We start from the raw sequence: 21,977 nt of genomic DNA, 5'->3' as shown, positions 1-21,977 counted from the left end.
AGACTTGATCGCCCCCGCAGGTGCGCCAAGGTGCGGACAGTTTCAAGGGGAGGAGACCCAACGATGACACGTCTGATCGCGGCCCTGCTGGCCGCAACCTTCGCCACCGCCGCCACGGCGCAGGATGCCGCCCTCGGGACATGGCAGACCGAGGTGGACGATGGCGCCTTTGCCTATGTCAGCATGACGCCCTGCGGCGGGGCCGTCTGCGGCACGATCACGCAGACCTACAAGGCCGACGGCACGCCCTATCAGTCCGAGAACATCGGCCGGCAGATCGTCATCGGCATGGCGCCCAAGGGCGACGGCACCTATGCGGGACAGGTCTATCGCCCGTCGAACGGCAAGACCTACACCGGCAAGATGCAGGTCAGCGGCAATGCGCTGCGGCTGCAGGGCTGCATTGCCGGTGGGCTGCTGTGCGCAAGCCAGAACTGGGCGCGCGTGAAGTAGTCATCGGGACGGCACGCCGGTGTGCCGGGGGCCGACCGCCCGGCAAAAGGACGGGATGACGCCTGTCGGCCGAAAGGCTGACAGGCGTCTTCCTTGGGGGTCATCGTTGCCCGTGGCGGCGGTGACGAGACGGTCCGTCGGCTTTTGCATCAGGCGAAACCTGCGCTGCATTAACCTTTTTGCAGGCCAAATCGTCCCGCCCCCTTATCGCCCAACATCCGACGCATTAACGAATGAATTGCTCCGTTAACGAAATGTTAGCGATTTTCGAGTGACTGGAGCGAAGTGTGAAAATTTACGAATTCATGGCGCGGCGGAATCTGCCGTCCACCTATACGGGCAAGATATTGCTGGTCAGCTTTCTGGGGGTGCACGTGCCGATGTTCGGCGCCGTGGCCTATGTGCTGCTGGCCGATACGACCCCCTTCATGCAGCAGATCGACGTGCTGATCGCCATGCTGATCGCAACGCTGATCGGCACGGCGGCGACGATGTTCGTCATGAACGCGCTGCTTGCGCCGATTGCCGCGGCGACTCAGGCCGCGGACGGCTATCTGCGCGAGCGCAAGCTGCCGCGCCTTCCGTCGCGCTATACGGACGGCGCCGGTGTGCTGATGGCCAGCGTGCAGGAGTGCATCACCCGTCTGGACGGCAGCATGGCCGCGACGGAGCTGCGTCGCGCGCAGATCGAGCGGGACTACACCGCCAAGTTCAAGATCATTGCCGGCATGCGGCACGACTTCCGCACGCCGCTGACCCATATTCTCGGCTTTGCCGATATCATGCGGGCCGAGGCGATCGGTCCGATCGGGACCGAGGCCTACAAGAAATATCTGGCGAAGATCGGCAACAGCGGCAGCGACCTTTTGAAGACGCTGAATTCCGTCCTCGATCTGTCCGACAACGAGGTGCGCAGCCAGATGATCGAGGACAGCGTCGACGTCGACCTTGTGACCCTTGCCCGGGACGCGATTGCGCTGGAACACCTGCATGCGGAAAAGCGGGGCGTGACGGTAGAGCTGCAGGCGTCGGACCATGCGGTCGCCCACAGCGTCGAGGATGTGATCAAGAACCTGCTGATCGCCCTGCTGCAGGCCGCTATCGGTGCATCCGCCGCCGGCAGCAAGATCGTGCTGTCGATCGCCGACGACCAGTCGATCCGGCTGAGCAGCCCCGGCGGGCGGCTGTCCCTGGAGGATGTTCCGCCGCAGTTGTCCGACCTTGTCGACGGCGAGGTCCGCAGTGCGGCCGGGTCGCAGGCAACGATCGCAGAGACGTCGACACCGATGACGTTGCGCTTGTCGCTGATCCATTCGCTGGCGACCGCGATCAGCGCCGACATGCGCATGACCCAGAAGGCCGATGCGGGCTACGAGATCGGTATCGCGCTGGAACAGCAGGCGCCGTCGATGGCGATCGCTGCGGAATAGGCCCTCCGTTCGTCGCGACGACACCGATGGCGCCTGCGTGCGCCGTCGGTGTCATCGCCGATATAAGGACGGCAGGATCAGGCCTTGCGCAGGCCGGTCTGCACCAGCATGCCGCGGCGCTTGGCCTCGTAGTAGTAGCCCTGGCTGTACCACTTCACGGCGGTCGCCTCTGACCCGTCGGACAGCATCCAGGCGCCGCGCAGATACTTGCCCGCGTATTTCAGGTTGGTTTCCGCATCCAGCAGATCCTTATTCTCGCCCTTGAAGCCCATGCCGCGGGCGGTGGCGGGCAGGATCTGCATCAGGCCGTAGTAGGGGCCGTTGCGGGCCGCGGGGTTGTGGCCGCTTTCGCGTATGATGACCCGGTGCAGCAGGCTTTCGGGAATGTCGTAGAGCGCGGCGTATTTCTGGATCAGGGCGCGCAGTTCACGCGTCTCTCCGGCGTGCATGGGGATCGTCAGATCGACCGCCGGGGCCTTGGGGGCCGTCGCGGCAAAGGACATGGCCTCTGGCGGGGTGGTTACGTTCATGCAGGCCGACAGGCCCACCAATGACATCATCACACACGTTCCGCGAAGCATCTGCCGCATTTTGCCGTTTTCCGTCACTGTTGAACCTGCGACGGGCTTAGACTGCCGCGGCGGCATCCGTAAACAATGGGGAAAAACGTCGGCAGATACTCGCCAGTGACGGCGCGGACCCGCCTAGTCGAAAACCGACCAGCCGGTGGCGCGGGCCAGCATCTCGACCGATTCGGTGCCCAGTTTCGAGTTGCCCTGCGCGTTCAGGCCGGGCGACCAGACGGCGATGCCGGCGCGGCCGGGCGCCACCACCATGATGCCGCCGCCGACGCCGCTTTTCCCTGGCAGACCAACGCGATAGGCGAAATCTCCGGAAGCGTCGTAGTGCCCGCACAGCATCATCATCGCGTTGATTCGCCGCCGCCGCGCGGCGGATACCAGCGCCGGCGCGCCGGGGGCACCGGTCAGGAACAGCGCGGCCCGCGCCAGCTGCACGCAGGTCATGTCAACAGCGCATTGGTGAAAGTAGGCGCCCAGCGTCATGTCCACCGGATTCACCATGTTGCCGTGGGCCGCCATGAAATAGGCGAGGGCGCGGTTCAGATCACCCGTCGCCTGTTCGGACGCGGCGATCCGGTCGTTGATGTGGATGTCGTCGTCGCCGGCGGCGGCGCGGATGAATCGCAGCAGTTCGCCCAGGAACTCGCGCGGCGCATGGCCCGCCAGCGCCGCATCGGTCGTCACGATGGCGCCGGCGTTGATGAAGGGATTGCGGGGGATCCCGCGCTCGTGCTCCAGCTGCAGGATCGAGTTGAAGGCCTGACCCGAGGGCTCTCGTCCGACGCGGGCCCAGATCTGGTCGCCCATGCGCCCCAGCGCCAGCGCGAGGGTAAAGACCTTGCTGATGCTCTGGATCGAGAAGGGAACAGCGGCGTCGCCGGTCGTGAACAGCCGACCGTCGGGCAGGGCCACCGCCATGCCGAACCGCGCCGGATCGACGCGCGCCAGTTGCGGGATATAGGTGGCGACCCGGCCGCGGTCCGTGGCCCGCGCCATGGCGGCGCCGATGTCGTCGAGGATCGCCGCGATGTCCATGACCGCTCCGCTGAGTGTGATGGAACTGCGGCCCGCACGGCCCGTTCATCCCATAGCGGACCATGACCGAAAGGACAGACCATGCCAATGATCGAAACCCGGGACGGCACAAGGCTTTATGTCAACGACTGGGGGCAGGGGCAGCCCGTCGTGCTGATCCACGGCTGGCCGCTCGATGCCGACAGCTGGGAATACCAGTCCGTGAAACTGGCAGAGGCGGGCTTTCGCGTGGTGGCCTACGACCGCCGCGGCTTCGGCCGGTCGGACCAGCCCTTTGCGGGCTACGACTACGACACGCTCTCCGACGATCTGGCCGACGTGATCGCGGCGCTGGACCTGAAGGACGCGGTGATCGCGGGCTTTTCCATGGGCGGCGGCGAGGTCAGTCGCTACATGTCGCGGCATGCTGGCCAGAACGTCGCCAAGGCGATGCTGATCTCCTCGGTCGCGCCGGGGATGGAGAAGTCGGACGACAATCCAGATGGTGTCGATCCGTCGGTCTTCGCCGGCATGAAGGCCGGCCTGCGCGACGACCGTCAGGGCTTCCTGCAGGATTTCTTCAAGGATTTCACCGGCGAGGGCACCGACGAGGGCGGCGTTTCCGACGCGGCACGCCACTGGATGTGGGGCATGGCGATGATGGGCAGCCCGAAGGCGACGATCGATTGCGTGACGGCCTTCGGCACGACGGATTTCCGCGCCGACATGGCCCATTTCAAGGTGCCGACGCTGGTGGTCCACGGCGACGGCGACAAGATCGTGCCGATCAACACCGCCGGGGCCCGGGCCGCCGACATGATCGCGAACGTCACCTACAAGGTCTACGCCGGCGCCCCGCATGCCCTGACCGCGACACACAAGGACCAACTCGTGGACGACATGCTCGCCTTCCTCAAGCCCTGACCAGCGCCCCGGTCCCCTTCTTCTCGTCGAAAATACCTCGGGGGGTCCGGGGGGCTGGCCCCCCGGCGGATCGGATCGCCGTGCGATCCGACGTCAGGGCCGCCAGTTCAGGAAGTTCGCGATCAGGCGCAGCCCCGCCGCCTGGCTCTTCTCCGGGTGGAACTGGGTTCCGACCACGGTGTCGCGGCCCACGACGGCGGTGACGGCGCCGCCGTAATCCACGTGCGCCAGCAGATCGGCGGGATCGGCCACCTGCATGGCATAGGAATGCACGAAATAGGCGTGATCGCCCGTCGAAAGCCCCGCCAGCACCGGGTGCGGTCGGTCGATGACCAGATCGTTCCAGCCCATGTGCGGAATCTTCAACGCGGGGTCGGCGGGGGCAATCCGCCGGATGTCGCCGCCGATCCAGTCAAGGCCCGAGACCTCTTCGTACTCGTGCCCGGTCGTCGCCAGCATCTGCATGCCGACGCAGATGCCGAGGAACGGCACGCCGCGCCGCTCTACCGCCTCCTGGATCGCCTGCGCCAGATCCTTGCGGCCGAACAGCGCGCCACGGCAGTGGGGAAAGGCCCCGTCACCGGGCAGCACGATGCGGTCGGCCCGCGCCACCGCGTCCGGATCGTCGGTGACGATCACCGGGCCCGCGTCCGTCTCGCGCGCCATGCGCTCGAAGGCCTTCTGCGCGGAATGCAGGTTGCCGCTGTCGTAGTCGATCAGGACGGTGGTCACAGGCTGCCCTTGGTCGAGGGGATGGCGTCCGCCTTGCGCGGATCGACCTCGACCGCCGCGCGCAGGGCCCGTGCGACGGCCTTGAAGGCCGCCTCGGTGATGTGGTGGCTGTTGAACCCGTGCAGCCGGTCGATGTGCAGGGTGATGCCGCCATGCGTGCTCAGCGCCTGGAAGAATTCGCGCACCAGTTCGGTGTCGAAGCTTGGCCCGATCCGGCCGTAGGGCAGGCCGAGGTTGCAGATCAGGTAAGGCCGCCCCGACAGGTCCAGCGCGCAACGCACCTGCGCGTCATCCATGGCAAGGTGACAATCCGCATAGCGGCGGATGCCGCGCTTGTCGCCCAGCGCGGCCACAAGCGCCTGACCGATGGCGATGCCCGTATCCTCGACGGTGTGGTGGTCGTCGATGTGCAGGTCGCCCGTGGCGCGGATCGTCATGTCGATCAGCGCGTGCCGCGACAGCTGGTCCAGCATGTGGTCGAAGAACCCGATCCCGGTCTTGTTGTCATAAACTCCGCTGCCGTCGAGGTTCAGCGTCACGCTGATCTGCGTCTCGGCGGTCTTGCGGGTGATGGTGGCGGTGCGCATCGGCGTCTCCCCTTGTCTTGGGGCCTTATAGGCAGGGGCGGCGCCAGCGCCAAGGCACCGATTGCGCCGGGGTGCCCACTGGTGCAAGTTCGGCGCAATCCCATCCGAAAGGCCCGCCCATGACCACCTGCGTCTTCGTCCAGATCCGCTGCAAGCCCGGCACCACCTACGACGTGGCGGACGCCATCGCCCTGCGCGAGATCCACTCGGAGCTCTATTCCACCTCCGGCGACTTCGACCTGCTGATGAAGGCCTATGTGCCCGCCGACCGGGACGTGGGCCATTTCATCAACGAAAGCGTGGCCGGCATCGCCGGGATCGAACGCACGCTGACCACCCTGACCTTCAAGGCGTTCTGAGGCCGGAGGTTGAGACGCGAAAGGGCCGCCCGAGGGCGACCCTTTTCGTCCGACCGGTGGAGCGGGCGAAGAGATTCGAACTCTCGACCCTAACCTTGGCAAGGTTATGCTCTACCCCTGAGCTACGCCCGCGCTGCCATCCGGTAGAGGCGATCTACAAAAGCGGCGCGGCGGCCGCAAGGGGAAATCCGCAAAATTCGCGACACCCTGAAACGCGAAAAGGCCGCCCGAAGGCGACCCTTTTCGTTGACCGGTGGAGCGGGCGAAGAGATTCGAACTCTCGACCCTAACCTTGGCAAGGTTATGCTCTACCCCTGAGCTACGCCCGCGTCCGTCGGTAGCGGTGATCTATAAACACTGGCGCGCCGCCGCAAGGGAAAATCCGCCGACATCCACAGATTTTTCGAGACCCTCACCCGCGTGGTCCAGCGCCCGGTCCTCGCTTTTTTCCAAATACTCCCGCCGGAGGCTTGGCCCCCCTTGGGGGGCCAAATCCATCACTCGAACTCGATCAGCAGATCCTTGGCGTCGATCTGGCTGCCGGCGCTGACCAGCACCGCCTTCACCACCGCGTCGCGTTCCGCGTGGATGCCGGTTTCCATCTTCATCGCCTCGATGGTCAGCAGCAGGTCGCCCGCCTTGACCTTGGCCCCGGCCTGCGCCGCAACGGTCGCCACGACGCCCGGCATCGGCGCGCCGATCTGGGACGGATTGCCGGCCTCCGCCTTGCGGTTCTTGACCTTGTCGGCCGCCGCCAGACGGTTCAGCACGCGGATCGTGCGGGGCTGGCCGTTCAGCTCGAAGAAGACCTTGACCTCGCCGTCCTCGTTCATGTCGGACACCGCCTGCATGCGGATCTCCAGCGTCTTGCCGGGGTCGATTTCCGTGCTGATCTCCTCGCCCGGTTCCATGCCGTAGAAGAAGGTCTTGGTCGGCAGGGCGCGGACGGGGCCGTAGATCTCGTGCCGGGCGGCGTAGTCGGTGAAGACCTTGGGATACATGAGGTAGCCGTTCAGATCCTCGTCGTCGGGGGTGAAGCCGACCTTCTCTTCCAGTTCGGCGCGGACCTTGTCCAGATCGACGGGCTTGAGGTGCTTGCCCGGACGGTCGGTCAGGGGCTTCTCGCCCTTCAGCACCTTCTTCTGGATGCCCTCGGGCCAGCCGCCCGGGGGCTGGCCGAGGCTGCCCTTCATCATGTCGATGACCGAATCGGGGAAGGACACGTCGACGGATGGATCCTCGACCTGGTCGCGGGTCAGGCCCTGGCTGACCATCATCAGGGCCATGTCGCCCACGACCTTGGACGAGGGCGTCACCTTCACGATGTCGCCGAACATGCGGTTCACGTCGGCGTAGGTCTGGGCGACCGCGTGCCAGCGATCCTCCAGCCCGAGGCTGCGCGCCTGCGCCTTGAGGTTGGTGAACTGGCCGCCCGGCATCTCGTGCAGATAGACCTCCGACGCCGGGGCCTGCAGGCCGCTCTCGAAGGCGAGGTAATGGGCGCGGACCTGTTCCCAGTAGTTCGAGATCTCGCGGATCGCGGCGATGTCGAGGCCGGTGTCCCGGTCGGTGCGGCGCAGCGCCTCCACCACCGAGCCGAGCGTCGGCTGGGAGGTATTGCCCGAGAAGCTGTCCATCGCCGCATCGACGCAATCCACGCCGGCGGCGGAGGCGGCGAGCACGGTGGAGATCGCGGCGCCGGAGGTGTCGTGGGTGTGGAAGTGGATCGGCAGGCCGACCTCTTCCTTCAGCGCCTTGAAGAGTTGGGCGGCGGCGGGGGCCTTCAAGAGCCCTGCCATGTCCTTCAGGCCGAGGACGTGGGCGCCGGCGGCCTCCAGTTCCTTCGCCATGGCGACGTAGTATTTCAGGTCGTACTTGGACCGGTCGGGGTCCAGCATGTCGCCGGTGTAGCAGATCGAGGCTTCCAGCACTTTGTTGGATTCGATGACGGCATCCATCGCGACGCGCATGTTTTCCACCCAGTTCAGCGAATCGAAGACGCGGAAGACGTCAACGCCGGAGGTCGCCGCCTGCGCCACGAAAGACTGCACCACGTTGTCGGGGTAGTTTGTGTAGCCCACGCCGTTGGAGGCGCGCAGCAGCATCTGCGTCATGATGTTGGGCATCTTCTCGCGGATGTCGCGCAGGCGCTGCCAGGGGCATTCCTGCAGGAAGCGGTAGGCCACGTCGAAAGTGGCCCCGCCCCAGCATTCGACGCTGAAGAGCTGGTGCATCTTCGCGGCATAGGTGGGTGCCACGGCGATCATGTCGATGGACCGCATCCGCGTTGCGAGCAGGGACTGGTGTCCGTCGCGCATGGTGGTGTCGGTGATCAGGAGTTGCGGCTGGTCCTTCATCCATTGGGCGACGGCCTTGGGGCCTTGCTCGTCGAGGATCTGGCGGGTGCCGGGGACCATCTGTTCCAGCGATTTCACGGGCGGGACGGGCAGCTTGACCTCTGCCGCCGGGCGCGGGCGGCCGGCGGTTTCGGGGTGGCCGTTCACGGTGATGTCGGCGACGTAGGTCAGGATCTTCGTCGCCCGGTCGCGGCGGGCCTTGAAGTCGAAAAGCTCCGGCGTCTGGTCGATGAACTTGGTGTGGTATTCGTTGTTGAGGAAGGTCGGGTGCTTCAGCAGGTTCTCGACGAAGGCGATGTTGGTCGACACGCCACGGATGCGGAATTCGCGCAAAGCGCGGTCCATGCGGGCGATCGCCATTTCCGGCGTCGGCGCGCGGGCCGTCACCTTGGTCAGCAGGCTGTCGTAGTAGCGGGTGATGACCGCGCCGGTATAGGCGGTGCCGCCGTCAAGGCGGATGCCCGGGCCGGTGGCCGACCGATACATCTGGATGCGACCGTAGTCGGGGATGAAGTTGTTCTGCGGATCCTCGGTCGTCACGCGGCATTGCAGCGCGTGGCCGTCGAGTTTCACGTCATATTGCGAGGCGCAGCCGGTGGCCTCGACCAGCGACTTGCCCTCGGCGATCAGGATCTGGGCGCGGACGATGTCGATTCCCGTCACTTCTTCGGTTACCGTGTGTTCGACCTGCACGCGAGGGTTCACCTCGATGAAGTAGAACTCGCCGGTGTCCATATCCATCAGGAATTCGACGGTGCCGGCACATTCGTAGTTGACGTGCTGGCAGATCTTCTTGCCGAGGTTGCAGAGCTTTTCGCGCTGCGCGCCGGAGAGGTAGGGGGCAGGGGCGCGTTCGACGACCTTCTGGTTGCGGCGCTGGACGGAGCAGTCGCGTTCCCAGAGGTGATAGATGTTGCCGTGGCTGTCGCCGAGGATCTGCACCTCGACGTGGCGGGCCTTGATGATCATCTTCTCCAGATAACCCTCGCCGTTGCCGAAGGCGGCCTCCGCCTCGCGGCGGCCCTCGCGGACCTTCTCCTCCAGCTCCTTTTCGGAGTTGATCGGGCGCATGCCGCGGCCACCGCCACCCCATGACGCTTTCAGCATCAGCGGATAGCCGACCTCTGCCGCCTGCTTCCTGATCTTCTTCATGTCGTCGCCCAGCACGTCCGTGGCGGGGATCACGGGGACGCCGGCGGCGATGGCGACCTGGCGGGCAGATGCCTTGTCGCCCAGTTCGCGCATGGTCTGCGCCTTGGGGCCGATGAAGGTGATGCCGGCGGCGGTGCAGGCGTCGACGAAATCGGGGTTTTCCGACAGCAGGCCATAGCCCGGGTGGATCGCGTCGGCGCCGCAGGCCTTGGCGACGCGGATGATTTCGGGGATCGAGAGATAGGCCGCGACCGGGCCCAGCCCCTCGCCGATACGGTAGGCTTCGTCGGCCTTGAAGCGGTGCAGGGACAACTTGTCCTCTTCCGCGTAGACGGCGACGGTGCGCTTGCCCATCTCGTTGGCGGCGCGCATGACGCGGATCGCGATTTCGCCACGGTTCGCAATCAGGATTTTCTTGAAGTCGGCCATTGCGCGTTCCTTATGCAGTTGCAGCATTGTTAAGGGCGCCCGGCGGGATGTCCAGTCAGACAAGAGGTGGTGACGGCAGGTCCGTCAGCCGCTGCCTAGGCGATGAGCGTTCCGGGCAGGTCCGACAGGCGGCGGGCGCCGATCTGGCCCATGTTGGCGATCATGTCCTGCCGCAGGATGTCGACGACATGCGCCGCGCCATCGTCCCCCAGCGCGCCGAGGCCGTAGTGGAAGGGCCGTCCCAGCATGACGAAATCCGCCCCCAGCGCCAGCAGGCGCAGGATGTCGAGGCCGCTTTCGACGCCGGAATCGCAAATGACCGGCAGGGTCGTGGCGGCGCGGATCGCGGGCAGGACGGCGGCGGAGGCGGGGGCGGCGGCGAACTGGCGGCCGGCGTGGTTGCTGACCCAGATCGCATCGACCCCCTCGTCCGACAGACGCGCCGCGTCGCCGTCGTTCAGCACGCCCTTGACCACCAGCTTGCCGTCCCAGCCGTCGCGCAGCGCGGCAAGGTAGCCCCAGTCGGGCGAGGTGCGCAGCAGGTAGCCCGCGTGCTGTGTCGAGGGCAACGCGCCGGTGTCCTGGCTGTAGCTGTCGATCAGGCGCATCCGGGGCATCCCGGTCTTGCGGATGCCCGCGAGCCACGCGGGGCAGCGGGCGGCCTGCGCGGCAAGGCGCGGCGTCAGCTTCGGCGGGTTGGTCAGGCCGCCGCGGGTCTGGCGTTCGCGGCGCGACGCCACGGGCACATCGACGGTGAGGACGAGCGTGTGGAAGCCTGCGGTCTTTGCGCGGGCCAGCATGTCGGCGCGGATGCCCGGATCGCGCGGCGGGTAGATCTGAAACCAGCCCTGATCGCCGATATGGGGGGCCAGCATTTCTGGCGTCTGGGTGGCGACGGTGGACAGGCCGTAGGGAATGCCCTCTGCCGCCGCCGTCCTTGCCAGCAGGCGTTCGGCATCGGGCCAGATCAGGCCGGACATGCCGACGGGCGCGATGCCGAAGGGCAGGGGATGGGAGTGGCCCATCAGGGTGGTGGACAGGTCCGGCGTGAATTCGCCGTGCAGGATCGAGGGGCGCAGGAGCACCGCATCCAGTGCTGCACGATTGCGGCGGGTCGCCGATTCGTCCCCGGTGGCACTGTCGAGGTATTCCCAGACGAAATGCGGGATCCGCTGGCGGGCGCGGGATTTCAGGTCGGCGATGGCGGGGTAGCGGCTGTGCAGGCTCATGGCGGCGACGCTAGGGCCGGTCGTTGCGATTGGAAAGGGGGATCGGCTTTCGGAAGGGATAAACCGACGCCTCTTGCAGAGGTCATCGGGACGGGAAGGAGCGGGACGGCTGGACATATGTTGTGAACGGATCGTGAACAGGGGGTTTCTTTGTGTGGGGTTCGGACGTATCTTGCGCGCATGAGCAGTTATTCCGAAGACGAGGCCTTCGAGGCCGCCGCACGTCCCCTGAGCCAGCGCGCGATGCCCAGTCGCGGGGCGGGGCCCTATCTGGAGGGGCTGAACGCGGCGCAGCGGGCGGCGGTGCTGGCGCTGGACGGGCCGGTGCTGATGCTGGCGGGGGCGGGCACGGGCAAGACCCGCGCCCTGACCGCGCGGATCGCGCATCTGCTGGTGACGGGCACGGCGCGGCCGCAGGAGATCCTGGCCGTGACCTTCACCAACAAGGCCGCGCGCGAGATGAAGGACCGCGTGGGCCGCCTGATGGGCGAGACGGTGGAGGGGATGCCCTGGCTTGGCACCTTTCACGCGATCTGCGTGAAGCTGCTGCGGCGGCATGCGGAGCTGGTGGGGCTGAAGTCGAACTTCACCATCCTGGACACCGACGACCAGATCCGGCTGATGAAGCAGCTGATCTTGGCCGAGGGTATCGACGAGAAGCGCTGGCCGCCGCGGATGCTGGCCGGAATCATCGACGGGTGGAAGAACAAGGCCTTCACGCCCGACAAGGTGCCGCTGGCCGATGCCGGGGCCTTCGATCACAAGGGGGTGGACCTTTATGCCGCCTACCAGCGGCGGCTGCTGGATCTGAACGCCTGCGACTTCGGAGATCTGCTGCTGCACATGGTCACGATCTTCCAGACCCATGCGGATGTGCTGGACATGTATCAAAAGCGGTTCCGCTACATCCTGGTGGACGAGTACCAGGACACCAACGTGGCGCAGTACCTGTGGCTGCGGCTGCTGGCGGCGGCGCACAAGAATATCTGCTGCGTGGGTGACGACGACCAGAGCATCTATGGCTGGCGCGGGGCGGAGGTGGGGAACATCCTGCGGTTCGAGAAGGACTTTCCCGGCGCCACCGTGGTCAAGCTGGAGCAGAACTATCGGTCGACGGAGCATATCCTCGCCGCCGCCTCTGGCGTGATCGCGGCGAACAAGGGGCGGCTGGGCAAGACGCTGTTCACCGAGGCCGAGGGCGGCGAGAAGGTGCGCCTGATCGGCCACTGGGACGGCGAGGAGGAGGCGCGCTGGATTGGCGAGGAGATCGAGGCGCTGCAGCGCGGCACGCGGGGACTGGAGCAAGTCGGGCTGGACGATCAGGCGATTCTGGTGCGGGCGTCGCACCAGATGCGCGCCTTCGAGGACCGGTTCCTGACGATCGGTCTGCCCTATCGCGTGATCGGGGGCCCGCGATTCTACGAACGGCTCGAAGTGCGGGACGCGATGGCCTATTTCCGGCTGGCGGTCAGCCCCGACGACGACCTCGCGTTCGAGCGGATCGTGAATACGCCGAAGCGGGGGCTGGGCGACAAGGCGGTGCAGACGATCCAGCGGGCGGCGCGCAGCAATGGCGTCGGCTTGGTCGAAGGCGCGCGGATCGTGGTGCAGGGCAAGATGCTTGGCGGCAAGGGGCTGCGCGAACTGGCGCAGCTGGTCGACGGGCTGGACCGCTGGCACGGACAGGTGCGGGCCGAGGCGGACACCCATCAGGAACTGGCCGAGATGATCCTCGACGAGAGCGGCTATACCGGCATGTGGCAGGCCGACAAGACGCCCGAGGCGCCGGGGCGGCTGGAGAACCTGAAGGAACTGGTCAAGGCCTTGGACAATTTCGAAAACCTGCAGGGGTTCCTTGAGCACGTCGCGCTGATCATGGACAACGAGACGGAACAGGAGGGCGAGAAGGTCAGCATCATGACGCTGCACGCCGCCAAGGGGCTGGAGTTTCCCGCCGTCTTCCTGCCGGGGTGGGAGGACGGACTGTTCCCTTCGCAGCGGTCGATGGATGAGAGCGGGCTGAAGGGGTTGGAGGAGGAGCGTAGGCTGGCCTACGTCGGGATCACGCGGGCGGAGGCGCTGTGCACCGTGTCCTTTGCGGCGAACCGGCGGGTCTATGGCCAGTGGCAGAGCGCGCTGCCCTCGCGCTTTATCGACGAGTTGCCAGAGGATCACGTGGAGGTCCTGACGCCGCCGGGTCTTTACGGTGGCGGCTACGGGGCGGCGGGGATGGCGGCAAGCGCCAGTCCCAAGCTGCGCGAGGAATCGATGTCGGATCTGCACCAGAAGGCGCATGATGCGAATGTCTACAACTCTCCCGGTTGGCGGCGGTTGCAGGCGCGGGGGCAGGCGCGCGGCATGGCGCAGCCGGTGGAGGCGCGCAACATGGTCATCGACCTTGACGCGGTGAGCGCCTTCACCACCGGCGACCGGGTGTTCCACCAGAAGTTCGGCTACGGCGTGATCGAGGGGATCGAGGGCGACAAGCTGGATATCGCCTTTGACAAGGCCGGGTCGAAGAAGGTGGTGGCGAAGTTCGTGGTGGGCGCTGACGCGGCGAGCGACGTGCCGTTCTGAGACGGCGGGACAGCGCTGTTCGGCGCTGACGCGCCGAAGGCGCCCCGCCCGCCGTCCCGCACAGGCCCGCTTCCATCAGGGTTGTGTCATTTGTTACTGCGGGAATCAGCCGGCGCGGCATGGCCGGATCGAGATGAGCAGTGCGATCGTGCCGCATGTCATGCGTGGCAGGGGCGCATCGCGGAATGCGCCCCTTTTCGTGCCGTCAGTGCATCAGCATCGGGTAGAGCGAGGCCAGCAGCATCACGGCCATCGTCACGTTGAAGATGCGCAGGCGCCGTGCGGTGCCGAGGAAGCGGCGGACCTGCACGCCGAGGGCGGCCCAGACCGTGATGCTGGGCAGGTTTGTGCAGAGGAAGACGACGGCGACCAGAGCGGAGCCGGCGAAGATCGACCAGTCCTGCGGTGCGAAGGCCGTGATGGCGGTGATACCCATGACCCATGCCTTGGGGTTGACCCACTGGAACGCCGCAGCCTGCAGGAAGGTGAAGGGGCGACCCTGCACGCTCTGCGCCTCTGGCGGGACGGCGGTCGCGATCTTCCAGGCGAGCCAGGTCATGTAGAGGATGGCGCCGACGGTCAGAAGGGTGTTGAGGATGGGAAACGCCTCGAACGCGCGCAGGAGCACGAGGCCGATCATCAGGACCATGAAGCTGTGGCCGAGGCTGACGCCCAGCATGTGCGGGACGGTGCGGCGCATGCCGTAGTTCGCCCCCGAGGCCATCAGCATCAGGTTGTTGGGGCCGGGCGTGATCGAGCTGGCGAATGCGAACTGGATCAGCAGAAGGAGGGTCACGTGGGTCATGGCGCAATCCTATGCGGTCGCTTGCCGAATGAAATTGCCTTTTGCGCAACTGCGGGCGTATTCCTGCAATCCATGGATGGTATGGACCGCATCGACGCCGCGATATTGCGCGCGCTGGTCGCCGACGGGCGGCTGAGCAATCTGGCATTGGCGACGCGGGTGGGGCTGTCGCCCTCGGCCTGTCTGCGGCGGGTGCAGGCGCTGGAGGCGCGCGGCGCGATCAGCGGCTACCGGGCACGGCTGGATCCTGCGCTGATCGGCCGGGCCTTCGTCGTCTACGTCACCGTCGGCCTGTCAGAGCATACCAAGGCCGCGCAGGACGGGTTCGAGCGGGCGATGCGGCGGGCCCCGGAAGTGACCGAATGCCACAATGTGGCGGGGGCCTTCGAATACATCCTGCGGGTCGAGGTCGCGGACCTGCCCGCCTACAAGACCTTTCACACGGAAACGCTGGGGACGGTGCCGCATGTGCGGTCGATCACCAGTCACATGGTGATGGGCACGTCGAAGGACGAACGCGCCTGATCCCGACCTGAGGGCAAAGAAAAAGGCGATGCGCGGGAGGAGGTGCGCATCGCCTTCGTTTCGATGGGACCCCTCGGGAGGAGGTCAGGGCCCGCATCCAGTGCCCGGACCGCAGGGAGGAGGTTGCGGCGCCGGGCGTATCCGGGCGTGCCGCGGGAGGAGGTGCGGCGCCCGTATCTGGCAGTCGGTGGTGGCCGGGAGGAGGTGACCACCACCGATCTGGGGTGGACGGTGCCGCAGGGAGGAGGCTGCGGGCCGTCCGGGTCGTGGGTCCGGCGTCGGCCCGGGAGGAGGTGGGCGTCGGTCGGACCGGTCCGGGCGTGCCGCGGGAGGAGGTGCGGCGCCCGTATCTGGCAGTCGGTGGTGGCCGGGAGGAGGTGACCACCACCGATCTGGAGTGGACGGTGCCGCAGGGAGGAGGTTGCGGGCCGTCCGGGTCGAAGGTCCGACGGTCGGCCCGGGAGGAGGTGGGCGTCGGTCGGACCGGTCCGGGCATGCCGCGGGAGGAGGTGCGGCGCCCGTATCTGGCAGTCGGTGGTGGCCGGGAGGAGGTGACCACCACCGATCTGGAGTGGACGGTGCCGCAGGGAGGAGGTTGCGGGCCGTCCGGGTCGAAGGTCCGACGGTCGGCCCGGGAGGAGGTGGGCGCCTGTCGAACCGGTCAGAACCAGCGCGGGAGGAGGTGCGCGGTTCCGATCTGAAACTCATGTCGGTGGTGGCCGGGAGGAGGTGACCACCACCGATCTGGGGTGGACGGTGCCGCAGGGAGGAGGTTGCGGGCCGTCCGGTCTGTGATCCGCAAGCCAACCAGGGAGGAGGTTGGCGGCCTGTGGACCGTATGGGCAACTGCGGGAGGAGGTGCAGGTTCCCATATTTCTTAAACTCGTTTAAGACGGTGACCCGGGGAGGAGGTCGGGCCACCGTCTTGTCGTGCGCGCCCGCCGCAGGGAGGAGGTTGCGGCGACGCGGGTCAGGACCGGACCAGGGAGGAGGTTGGCCGGCCCCGAACTGAATTACTTGCCGTAAGCCGCCTCGTGGGCGATCGAACGGATCATCGACCGGCTGATGCCGAGGTCCGCCAGATCGCGGTTGTCGAGCGCCTGAAGTTCGGTCAGGGTCGTGCGATAGACCTTGCGGGCTGCAAGGGCGTCTGTCAGGCGGGCCATCAGGCCAGTGGTGCGCGGTGCGGTCGTCGTCGTGTTTGCGTATGCCATTTTCATCTCGTCTTTCTTAAAATTCCGTGCAGAGCGTCGTTCTCTGCGTTCTGCTTGTGCCCATGATGTATGAGAATGCTGCAGTTGCACAATGGTTGTCTCGGCATTGCTGCTATGCAGCGGGCGCAAGGTTACTCAGGGACAGTTATCAATTCGCCCAACAAGCGGGCAGAGGCGGCGGATGCGCCATGAAAGATGGGGGCTTGCGCCGCCGGAGGACGGGACACAGGGTGCGGTCCGAACGATGATCGAGATCCGGATTGTGAAGGAAACGTGAAAATGGCCTTGGCGAAAGAGGAAATTCAGGCGCGTGTTGCCGCGATACCCGTGCCCGGCGGCGGCACGCTGGGGTCCCGCGACATGGTGCGGGCGCTGCAGGTCGACGGCGCGACCGTGCGCTTCGTGATCGAGGCGCCGGATGCGGCGACGGCGGCGACGCTGGAACCGGTGCGGCAGGCGGCCGTGGCCGCGGTGCAGGAGATGGCGGAGGGGCTGACCGTCTCTGCCGTGCTGACGGCGCATGGGGCCGCACCGGCGGCACCGGCGCCACCCAGCCTGAAGGTAGGGCGCCATCCGACGCCGCAGGCCGGGCCGGCGCCGGTCGCCGGCGTCGATCGCATATTGGCGATCGGGTCTGGCAAGGGCGGCGTCGGCAAGTCGACGGTGTCGTCGAACCTTGCGGTGGCGCTGGCAAAGGCCGGGCGGCGGGTGGGATTGCTGGATGCCGACATCTACGGACCCAGCCAGCCGCGCATGATGGGGGTCAGCAAGCGCCCGGCCAGTCCCGACGGCAAGACGATCATCCCGCTGCAGGCCCATGGCGTCACCATGATGTCGATCGGGCTGATGGTGGACCCGGAAAAGGCCGTGGTCTGGCGTGGGCCGATGCTGATGGGCGCCCTGCAGCAGATGCTGACGCAGGTGGCGTGGGGGGAGCTCGACGTGCTGATCATCGATCTGCCGCCCGGGACGGGGGACGTGCAGTTGACGTTGTGCCAGAAGACCCATGTCACCGGCGCCGTGATCGTATCGACGCCGCAGGACGTGGCGCTTCTGGACGCGCGCAAGGCGATGGACATGTTCAAGACCCTGAACACGCCGTTGCTGGGTCTGATCGAGAACATGTCTACCTTCTACTGTCCGCACTGCGGCGAGGAGACGCAGATCTTCGGCCACGGCGGCGTGGCGCACGAGGCGGAGCGGCTGGGGGTGCCGTTCCTCGGGGCGCTGCCCATCGACCTCGATACCCGGCTGTCGGGCGATGCGGGGGCGCCGGTGGCGCTTGGCGACGGCCCGGTGGCCGAGGCTTACGCCGCCCTTGCGCGGCGATTCATCGACGGCGGAATGGCCTGAGACAGAATCGGCGGCGCTGGAACTTCTGTGAATCGCGGTCGGGTCGCCCTTGGGGCGGCCCGATTCTATTTCCGGATGCCGAAAATTGGGGCATTAACCTTTACGTTAGGGGATTGACTGCGGCTGCCGCGACACGCCTCGGCGCCGACTCGGGGCGACGCCTAAACTTTTTTCATAGACGGCAACCGCTCTCGGTTTGTTGCAATTTGATACAATATGTGGGGAAAATCATCCACAGGGCTACTACATGCCACGGCGGCCCTGTGGACAACTTTCGAATCACAGCGCCGTGAGGCGCCCGGAGATTCCGTGAAGTTCACAGCTTTCCCAATTTAGGCGTTGCGACAGAAGATGCCGTCTGGCAAACAGGATGCACGGTAACGACGGGCAGACAAACAAGGGGCATCAAAAGAACCCCACCGGCAAAATGTCAGGTTTCATACAGGCCTCGTTTTTACCAAAACTGGCGATCCGGCGCGCGAGCGAGCAGACATCCCCCCAGGTGGCGCGCGCAGTCGGTCCAGCCCTTCACGGGGCAGAAGGCGGCGGGTTGAGTAGTGGCAGCTACCTCAGCCCGCCGTTTTCACATCTACCACGAAGAACCGGGGGGACGGGCAGTCAGAAGGTCGCAGGTTGAACCTCTCGTTCACGAGCACGTATCAGTCGAAGGTTGACGCCAAGGGTCGCATGTCGATCCCGGCGAAATTTCGGCGCGTGATCGAGGCGGGCGACCCGAGCTGGGCCCCGGACCAGCCGATGACGGCCAAGATCCTTTACGGCAAGCATCTGGGCGAGAGCCTGCAGGTGCTGACGATGGAGGCCTTCGACGCCAAGATCGCCCGCGTCATGGCGATGCCCGACAGCGACCCGAACAAGAACAAGCTGCGCAAGCTGTTCATGGGCTTTTCCGAAGACCTGACCATCGACAAGGACGGCCGCGTCGTCCTGTCCCTGCGCCTGCGCGAGAAGCTGGGCCTGGTAGAGGGCGAGCTGTCCTTCATGGGGCTTGGCGAGTATTTCCAGATCTGGAAGGTCGAGAATTTCGAGACGGAAGTGGACGAGCCGCTGGACGAATGGCTGTCCGAGATGGGCGACGATTTCGATCCCATGAGCCTTGTCCCGTAAGGACCCGACATGACCGATGCCCCCCACATCCCCGTCCTGATCGATGCGATCATCACGGCCTGCGCCCCGATTCAGGGCACGTGGCTTGACGGCACCTTCGGCGCGGGCGGCTATACCCGGCGCCTGCTGGATGCGGGGGCGGAGCGGGTGATCGCGGTGGACCGCGATCCGCTGGCCTTTCAGATGGCGGCGGACTGGATCGGAGACTACGGCGACCGGATCGTGCCGGTGGCGGGGGAGTTCTCGAAGCTGGACCAGTATGGCGAGGGCCTCGACGGGGTGGTGCTGGATCTGGGTGTCAGTTCCATGCAGCTCGATCTGGCCGAACGCGGGTTTTCCTTCATGCGGGACGGGCCGCTGGACATGCGGATGAGCCAGAGCGGGCCGTCGGCGGCCGACCTCGTCAACACGAAGGACGAGGCGGAACTGGCTGACATCATTTATCTTTACGGCGAGGAGCGGGCGAGCCGCCGGATTGCGCGGGCGATCGTTGCGGCGCGGCCGGTGACGACAACGGCGCAACTGGCGCGGATCGTGGAATCCTGCCTGCCGCGCGCCAAGCCGAACCAGAGCCACCCGGCGACACGGACCTTTCAGGCGCTGCGGATCGCGGTGAACGACGAATACGGCGAACTGGCCTCGGGCATGGAAGCCGCCGAACGCGCGCTGAAGCCCGGCGGGCAACTGGCGGTCGTGACCTTCCATTCGGTCGAGGACCGGATGGCGAAACGCTTCATCCAGACGCGCAGCGCCACCACGCCCAACGCGAATCGCTATGCGCCGGTGCTGGAATCGATCACGCCGGCCTTTACACAGCGGACTCGCAAGGCGATTGTGGCGTCAAAAGAAGAAGTAGCAGTCAATCCACGTTCCAGATCCGCGAAACTGCGCGTGGCGATCCGCACGGATGCGCCCGCCCAGCCGATGGACCGCAAGGACATGGGGATGCCGATGATGAGGGGCGACGCCACATGATGCGGGCGGTGATGTATGTGGCGGCGGCGCTGACCGTCATGGGACTGGCCTTCTGGGCCTATCAGGAAAACTATCGCACCCAGCAGTCGATCAGCCAGGTGCGGCGTCTGCACGCGCAGATCGGCGACGCGCACGAGCGTCTGGGCATGCTGCGGGCGGAATGGGCCTACCTCAACCGGCCGGATCGCCTGATCGATCTGGCAGAGATCAACTTCGACAGGCTGGGCCTTCTGCCGCTGTCGCCGGAGGCCTTCGGCGAGATCGAGACCATCGTCTATCCGCTGCCCGACATCCTGCCGATCACGAACCCCATCGACATCAACTCGATCCCGCCGTCGGACGAGGAGGACCCCCTATGATCCGCACGCCCCTGCGCCCGCTGGCCCGCATCCTGAAAGCGCGTGAGAAGGGCGAGGATCCGGGCGCCATCGCCGCCGAGAACCTGCGTCTGCGCCACGAGGCCATCGCCGACAAGTCGCGGGCCCGGGCCGAGGGGCGGTTGCTGGTGCTGGGCGCGTTCTTTGCCGTGGCCTTCATCGCCATCGGGCTGCGCATGGGCACGATCGCCAATTCGATGCCCGAAGAACCGCGCACCGCGGCGACCGGCAACCCGATCATCGGCCAGCGTGCGGACATCGTGGACCGCAACGGGCGGATTCTGGCGACGAACCTCGAGACGCACAGCCTTTACGCCCAGCCGCAGCACATGATCGACCCGATCCGCGCGGCGCAGGAGCTGAAGGCGATCTTTCCGGAACTGAACGAAGAGCGGATGGTGAAGGATTTCACCGGCAAGCGGAAATTCGTCTGGATTCGTCGGCAGTTAAGCCCAGAGCAGATGCAACAGGTCCATGATATCGGAAGCCCCGGCCTGCTGTTCGGCCCGCGCGAGATGCGGCTTTATCCCAACGGTCCGATCGCGTCGCACGTTCTGGGCGGGGCGAGCTATGGCCGCGAGGATGTGGCGAGCGCTGAGGTGATCGGCGTGGCCGGCATCGAGCGGCGTTTCGACAGCCTGCTGCGCGACCCCGCGAACGAGGGCAAGCCGCTGGAACTTTCGCTGGACCTGACGGTGCAGGCGGCGACCGAGGAGGTGCTGGACGGCGGCATGAAGCTGATGAACGCCAAGGGCGCCGCGGCGGTGCTGATGGACGTGCATACGGGCGAGGTGATCGCCATGGCGTCGCTGCCGGATTTCGACCCCAACAACCGCCCGCAGGTGCTGCTGAAGGGCGACCAGTCCGACAGCCCGCTGTTCAACCGCGCGGTGCAGGGGGTCTATGAACTGGGGTCGACCTTCAAGATCTTCGCCGTGGCGCAGGCGATGGAACTGGGGCTCGTGAACCCGCAGACCATGATCGACACCAAGGGCCCGCTGACATGGGGCCGGTTCCGCATCCGCGACAGCCACCACATGCCCGCGACCCTGTCGGTGGAGGACGTGATCGCCGAATCCTCGAACGTCGGCACCGGGCGGATCGCCATGCAGATCGGTGGCGACCGGCAGAGCAAGTTTCTGGCGAGCCTTGGCCTGACGGAAGCCACGCAGGTCGAACTGTCCGAGGCGCCGTCGGGACAGCCGCTGACGCCCAAAAAGTGGTCCGAGATCTCGACCATGACCATCAGCTTCGGGCACGGCATTTCCGACAGTCCGCTGCATCTGGCCGCTGCCTATGCGTCGCTGCTGAACGGCGGGACGCGGGTGATGCCGACCCTGCTGAAGACGAAAGTCGTGCAGCAGGGTGCGCGGGTGGTCAGCGAGGACACCAGCGCCAAGGCGCGCCACATGCTGCGCCGCGTGGTCGAGGAGGGCACCGCCTCGATGGGCGATGTGCCGGGCTACGAGGTGGGGGGCAAGACCGGCACCGCCGACAAGCCCCGCACCGACGGGCGCGGCTATTACGACGACAAGGTGATCGCGACCTTCGCCTCGATCTTTCCGGCCGACGATCCGAAATACGTGCTGATCGTCACGCTGGACGAGCCCAGCGAGAATTCCGGCGACAAGCCGCGGCGCACCGCGGGCTGGACGGCGGTGCCGGTGGCGGCGGAAATGATCCGTCGCGTCGCCCCCCTGCTGGGGCTGCGACCGCAGCTTGAAACCACCGACCTCGCGAGTGTAACACTCACCTCGAACTGAACGGACGAGGGCCCGG

General features: G+C 66.2%; 19 protein-coding genes and 2 tRNA genes. 11 read left to right on the top strand and 10 right to left on the bottom strand.

Annotated elements, in window-relative coordinates; translation table 11 throughout:
• Nucleotides 1-63 precede the first annotated feature (63 nt).
• Complete coding sequence (locus tag BUA54_RS12820) at nucleotides 64-453, top strand: DUF2147 domain-containing protein (protein WP_072857626.1); 390 nt, start codon at nucleotides 64-66, stop codon at nucleotides 451-453.
• A 287-nt stretch (nucleotides 454-740) separates the two neighbouring features.
• On the top strand, nucleotides 741-1,883 hold the full coding sequence (locus tag BUA54_RS12815; protein WP_072857625.1) for a sensor histidine kinase: 1,143 nt from the start codon (nucleotides 741-743) through the stop codon (nucleotides 1,881-1,883).
• A 77-nt stretch (nucleotides 1,884-1,960) separates the two neighbouring features.
• Here BUA54_RS12815 and BUA54_RS12810 read toward each other — a convergent pair whose 3' ends face one another.
• The gene (locus BUA54_RS12810; protein WP_425434965.1) at nucleotides 1,961-2,443 is read right to left on the bottom strand and encodes a lytic transglycosylase domain-containing protein; all 483 of its coding nucleotides are present in this window, start codon (nucleotides 2,441-2,443) and stop codon (nucleotides 1,961-1,963) included.
• 144 nt (nucleotides 2,444-2,587) lie between these two features.
• Nucleotides 2,588-3,499 (bottom strand): glutaminase, encoded by a 912-nt coding sequence (locus BUA54_RS12805; RefSeq protein ID WP_072857624.1) that lies wholly within the window; start codon nucleotides 3,497-3,499, stop codon nucleotides 2,588-2,590.
• Nucleotides 3,500-3,580: 81 nt separating this feature from the next.
• Here BUA54_RS12805 and BUA54_RS12800 point away from each other — a divergent pair, with 81 nt between their 5' ends.
• Nucleotides 3,581-4,402 carry an alpha/beta fold hydrolase gene (locus BUA54_RS12800; protein ID WP_072857623.1) on the top strand — a complete coding sequence of 274 codons (822 nt, stop codon included), beginning with the start codon at nucleotides 3,581-3,583 and terminating at the stop codon, nucleotides 4,400-4,402.
• 93 nt (nucleotides 4,403-4,495) lie between these two features.
• Here BUA54_RS12800 and hisH read toward each other — a convergent pair whose 3' ends face one another.
• On the bottom strand, nucleotides 4,496-5,134 hold the full coding sequence (gene hisH / locus BUA54_RS12795) for an imidazole glycerol phosphate synthase subunit HisH (protein WP_072857622.1): 639 nt from the start codon (nucleotides 5,132-5,134) through the stop codon (nucleotides 4,496-4,498).
• A complete protein-coding gene (gene hisB, locus BUA54_RS12790) occupies nucleotides 5,131-5,721 on the bottom strand; it encodes an imidazoleglycerol-phosphate dehydratase HisB (RefSeq protein ID WP_072857621.1) in 591 nt (196 codons plus the stop codon). Before hisB ends, hisH begins: the two co-directional genes overlap by 4 nt.
• A gap of 119 nt (nucleotides 5,722-5,840) precedes the next feature.
• Here hisB and BUA54_RS12785 point away from each other — a divergent pair, with 119 nt between their 5' ends.
• Nucleotides 5,841-6,080, top strand: coding sequence for an Lrp/AsnC ligand binding domain-containing protein (locus tag BUA54_RS12785; RefSeq protein WP_072857620.1), 240 nt, complete (start codon nucleotides 5,841-5,843; stop codon nucleotides 6,078-6,080).
• A 57-nt stretch (nucleotides 6,081-6,137) separates the two neighbouring features.
• On the opposite strand, the gene BUA54_RS12780 is transcribed toward BUA54_RS12785, so the two are convergent.
• The 4 genes from BUA54_RS12780 to BUA54_RS12765 all read right to left on the bottom strand — a co-directional run bounded on the left by BUA54_RS12780 (nucleotide 6,138) and on the right by BUA54_RS12765 (nucleotide 11,247).
• Nucleotides 6,138-6,212, bottom strand: a tRNA-Gly gene (locus BUA54_RS12780).
• A gap of 122 nt (nucleotides 6,213-6,334) precedes the next feature.
• Nucleotides 6,335-6,409 (bottom strand) — tRNA-Gly (locus BUA54_RS12775).
• 168 nt (nucleotides 6,410-6,577) lie between these two features.
• Nucleotides 6,578-10,018 carry a pyruvate carboxylase gene (locus BUA54_RS12770; protein ID WP_072857619.1) on the bottom strand — a complete coding sequence of 1,147 codons (3,441 nt, stop codon included), beginning with the start codon at nucleotides 10,016-10,018 and terminating at the stop codon, nucleotides 6,578-6,580.
• Between the two features lie 95 nt (nucleotides 10,019-10,113).
• A complete protein-coding gene (locus BUA54_RS12765) occupies nucleotides 10,114-11,247 on the bottom strand; it encodes an alpha-hydroxy acid oxidase (RefSeq protein ID WP_072857618.1) in 1,134 nt (377 codons plus the stop codon).
• A 180-nt stretch (nucleotides 11,248-11,427) separates the two neighbouring features.
• On the opposite strand from BUA54_RS12765, the gene BUA54_RS12760 reads away from it, so the two are divergent.
• On the top strand, nucleotides 11,428-13,824 hold the full coding sequence (locus tag BUA54_RS12760) for an ATP-dependent helicase (RefSeq protein WP_072857617.1): 2,397 nt from the start codon (nucleotides 11,428-11,430) through the stop codon (nucleotides 13,822-13,824).
• Between the two features lie 205 nt (nucleotides 13,825-14,029).
• On the opposite strand, the gene BUA54_RS12755 is transcribed toward BUA54_RS12760, so the two are convergent.
• Entirely contained in the window at nucleotides 14,030-14,629 is a 600-nt protein-coding gene (locus tag BUA54_RS12755) for a LysE family translocator (protein ID WP_072857616.1), read from the bottom strand.
• A gap of 72 nt (nucleotides 14,630-14,701) precedes the next feature.
• On the opposite strand from BUA54_RS12755, the gene BUA54_RS12750 reads away from it, so the two are divergent.
• On the top strand, nucleotides 14,702-15,154 hold the full coding sequence (locus BUA54_RS12750; RefSeq protein ID WP_072857664.1) for an Lrp/AsnC family transcriptional regulator: 453 nt from the start codon (nucleotides 14,702-14,704) through the stop codon (nucleotides 15,152-15,154).
• Nucleotides 15,155-16,167: 1,013 nt separating this feature from the next.
• Here the strand turns inward: BUA54_RS12750 and BUA54_RS12740 are convergent.
• Nucleotides 16,168-16,368: a DUF1127 domain-containing protein gene (locus BUA54_RS12740; RefSeq protein ID WP_072857663.1), complete on the bottom strand. Its 201-nt coding sequence runs from the start codon at nucleotides 16,366-16,368 to the stop codon at nucleotides 16,168-16,170.
• 279 nt (nucleotides 16,369-16,647) lie between these two features.
• Between BUA54_RS12740 and BUA54_RS12735 the strand changes: the two genes are divergently transcribed.
• From BUA54_RS12735 to BUA54_RS12715, 5 genes are all read left to right on the top strand, one after another.
• Nucleotides 16,648-17,721 carry an Mrp/NBP35 family ATP-binding protein gene (locus tag BUA54_RS12735; protein ID WP_072857614.1) on the top strand — a complete coding sequence of 358 codons (1,074 nt, stop codon included), beginning with the start codon at nucleotides 16,648-16,650 and terminating at the stop codon, nucleotides 17,719-17,721.
• 633 nt (nucleotides 17,722-18,354) lie between these two features.
• A complete protein-coding gene (locus BUA54_RS12730; protein WP_072857613.1) occupies nucleotides 18,355-18,846 on the top strand; it encodes a division/cell wall cluster transcriptional repressor MraZ in 492 nt (163 codons plus the stop codon).
• A 9-nt stretch (nucleotides 18,847-18,855) separates the two neighbouring features.
• Complete coding sequence (gene rsmH, locus BUA54_RS12725; protein ID WP_072857612.1) at nucleotides 18,856-19,821, top strand: 16S rRNA (cytosine(1402)-N(4))-methyltransferase RsmH; 966 nt, start codon at nucleotides 18,856-18,858, stop codon at nucleotides 19,819-19,821.
• Nucleotides 19,821-20,180 (top strand): cell division protein FtsL, encoded by a 360-nt coding sequence (gene ftsL / locus BUA54_RS12720; RefSeq protein WP_178352747.1) that lies wholly within the window; start codon nucleotides 19,821-19,823, stop codon nucleotides 20,178-20,180. Before rsmH ends, ftsL begins: the two co-directional genes overlap by 1 nt.
• Complete coding sequence (locus tag BUA54_RS12715; RefSeq protein ID WP_072857610.1) at nucleotides 20,177-21,961, top strand: peptidoglycan D,D-transpeptidase FtsI family protein; 1,785 nt, start codon at nucleotides 20,177-20,179, stop codon at nucleotides 21,959-21,961. The genes ftsL and BUA54_RS12715 overlap by 4 nt, the downstream gene beginning before the upstream one ends.
• Nucleotides 21,962-21,977: the final 16 nt, after the last annotated feature.

The sequence above is a fragment of the Loktanella atrilutea genome, from assembly GCF_900128995.1.
GTDB classification, from domain to species: Bacteria; Pseudomonadota; Alphaproteobacteria; order Rhodobacterales; family Rhodobacteraceae; genus Loktanella; species Loktanella atrilutea.
This window is presented reverse-complemented; position numbering and strand designations above follow the sequence as displayed.

What these genes read in the sequence shown, in the direction of transcription:
- BUA54_RS12785 (WP_072857620.1), top strand. Translation starts at nt 5,841, where the DNA reads ATGACCACCTGCGTCTTCGTCCAGATCCGCTGCAAGCCCGGCACCACC.
- ftsL (WP_178352747.1), top strand. Translation starts at nt 19,821, where the DNA reads ATGCGGGCGGTGATGTATGTGGCGGCGGCGCTGACCGTCATGGGACTG.
- hisB (WP_072857621.1), bottom strand. Translation starts at nt 5,721, where the DNA reads ATGCGCACCGCCACCATCACCCGCAAGACCGCCGAGACGCAGATCAGC.
- rsmH (WP_072857612.1), top strand. Translation starts at nt 18,856, where the DNA reads ATGACCGATGCCCCCCACATCCCCGTCCTGATCGATGCGATCATCACG.
- BUA54_RS12800 (WP_072857623.1), top strand. Translation starts at nt 3,581, where the DNA reads ATGCCAATGATCGAAACCCGGGACGGCACAAGGCTTTATGTCAACGAC.
- BUA54_RS12820 (WP_072857626.1), top strand. Translation starts at nt 64, where the DNA reads ATGACACGTCTGATCGCGGCCCTGCTGGCCGCAACCTTCGCCACCGCC.
- BUA54_RS12735 (WP_072857614.1), top strand. Translation starts at nt 16,648, where the DNA reads ATGGCCTTGGCGAAAGAGGAAATTCAGGCGCGTGTTGCCGCGATACCC.
- BUA54_RS12810 (WP_425434965.1), bottom strand. Translation starts at nt 2,443, where the DNA reads ATGATGTCATTGGTGGGCCTGTCGGCCTGCATGAACGTAACCACCCCG.
- BUA54_RS12770 (WP_072857619.1), bottom strand. Translation starts at nt 10,018, where the DNA reads ATGGCCGACTTCAAGAAAATCCTGATTGCGAACCGTGGCGAAATCGCG.
- BUA54_RS12760 (WP_072857617.1), top strand. Translation starts at nt 11,428, where the DNA reads ATGAGCAGTTATTCCGAAGACGAGGCCTTCGAGGCCGCCGCACGTCCC.
- BUA54_RS12750 (WP_072857664.1), top strand. Translation starts at nt 14,702, where the DNA reads ATGGATGGTATGGACCGCATCGACGCCGCGATATTGCGCGCGCTGGTC.
- BUA54_RS12740 (WP_072857663.1), bottom strand. Translation starts at nt 16,368, where the DNA reads ATGGCATACGCAAACACGACGACGACCGCACCGCGCACCACTGGCCTG.
- BUA54_RS12805 (WP_072857624.1), bottom strand. Translation starts at nt 3,499, where the DNA reads ATGGACATCGCGGCGATCCTCGACGACATCGGCGCCGCCATGGCGCGG.
- BUA54_RS12755 (WP_072857616.1), bottom strand. Translation starts at nt 14,629, where the DNA reads ATGACCCACGTGACCCTCCTTCTGCTGATCCAGTTCGCATTCGCCAGC.
- BUA54_RS12765 (WP_072857618.1), bottom strand. Translation starts at nt 11,247, where the DNA reads ATGAGCCTGCACAGCCGCTACCCCGCCATCGCCGACCTGAAATCCCGC.
- BUA54_RS12715 (WP_072857610.1), top strand. Translation starts at nt 20,177, where the DNA reads ATGATCCGCACGCCCCTGCGCCCGCTGGCCCGCATCCTGAAAGCGCGT.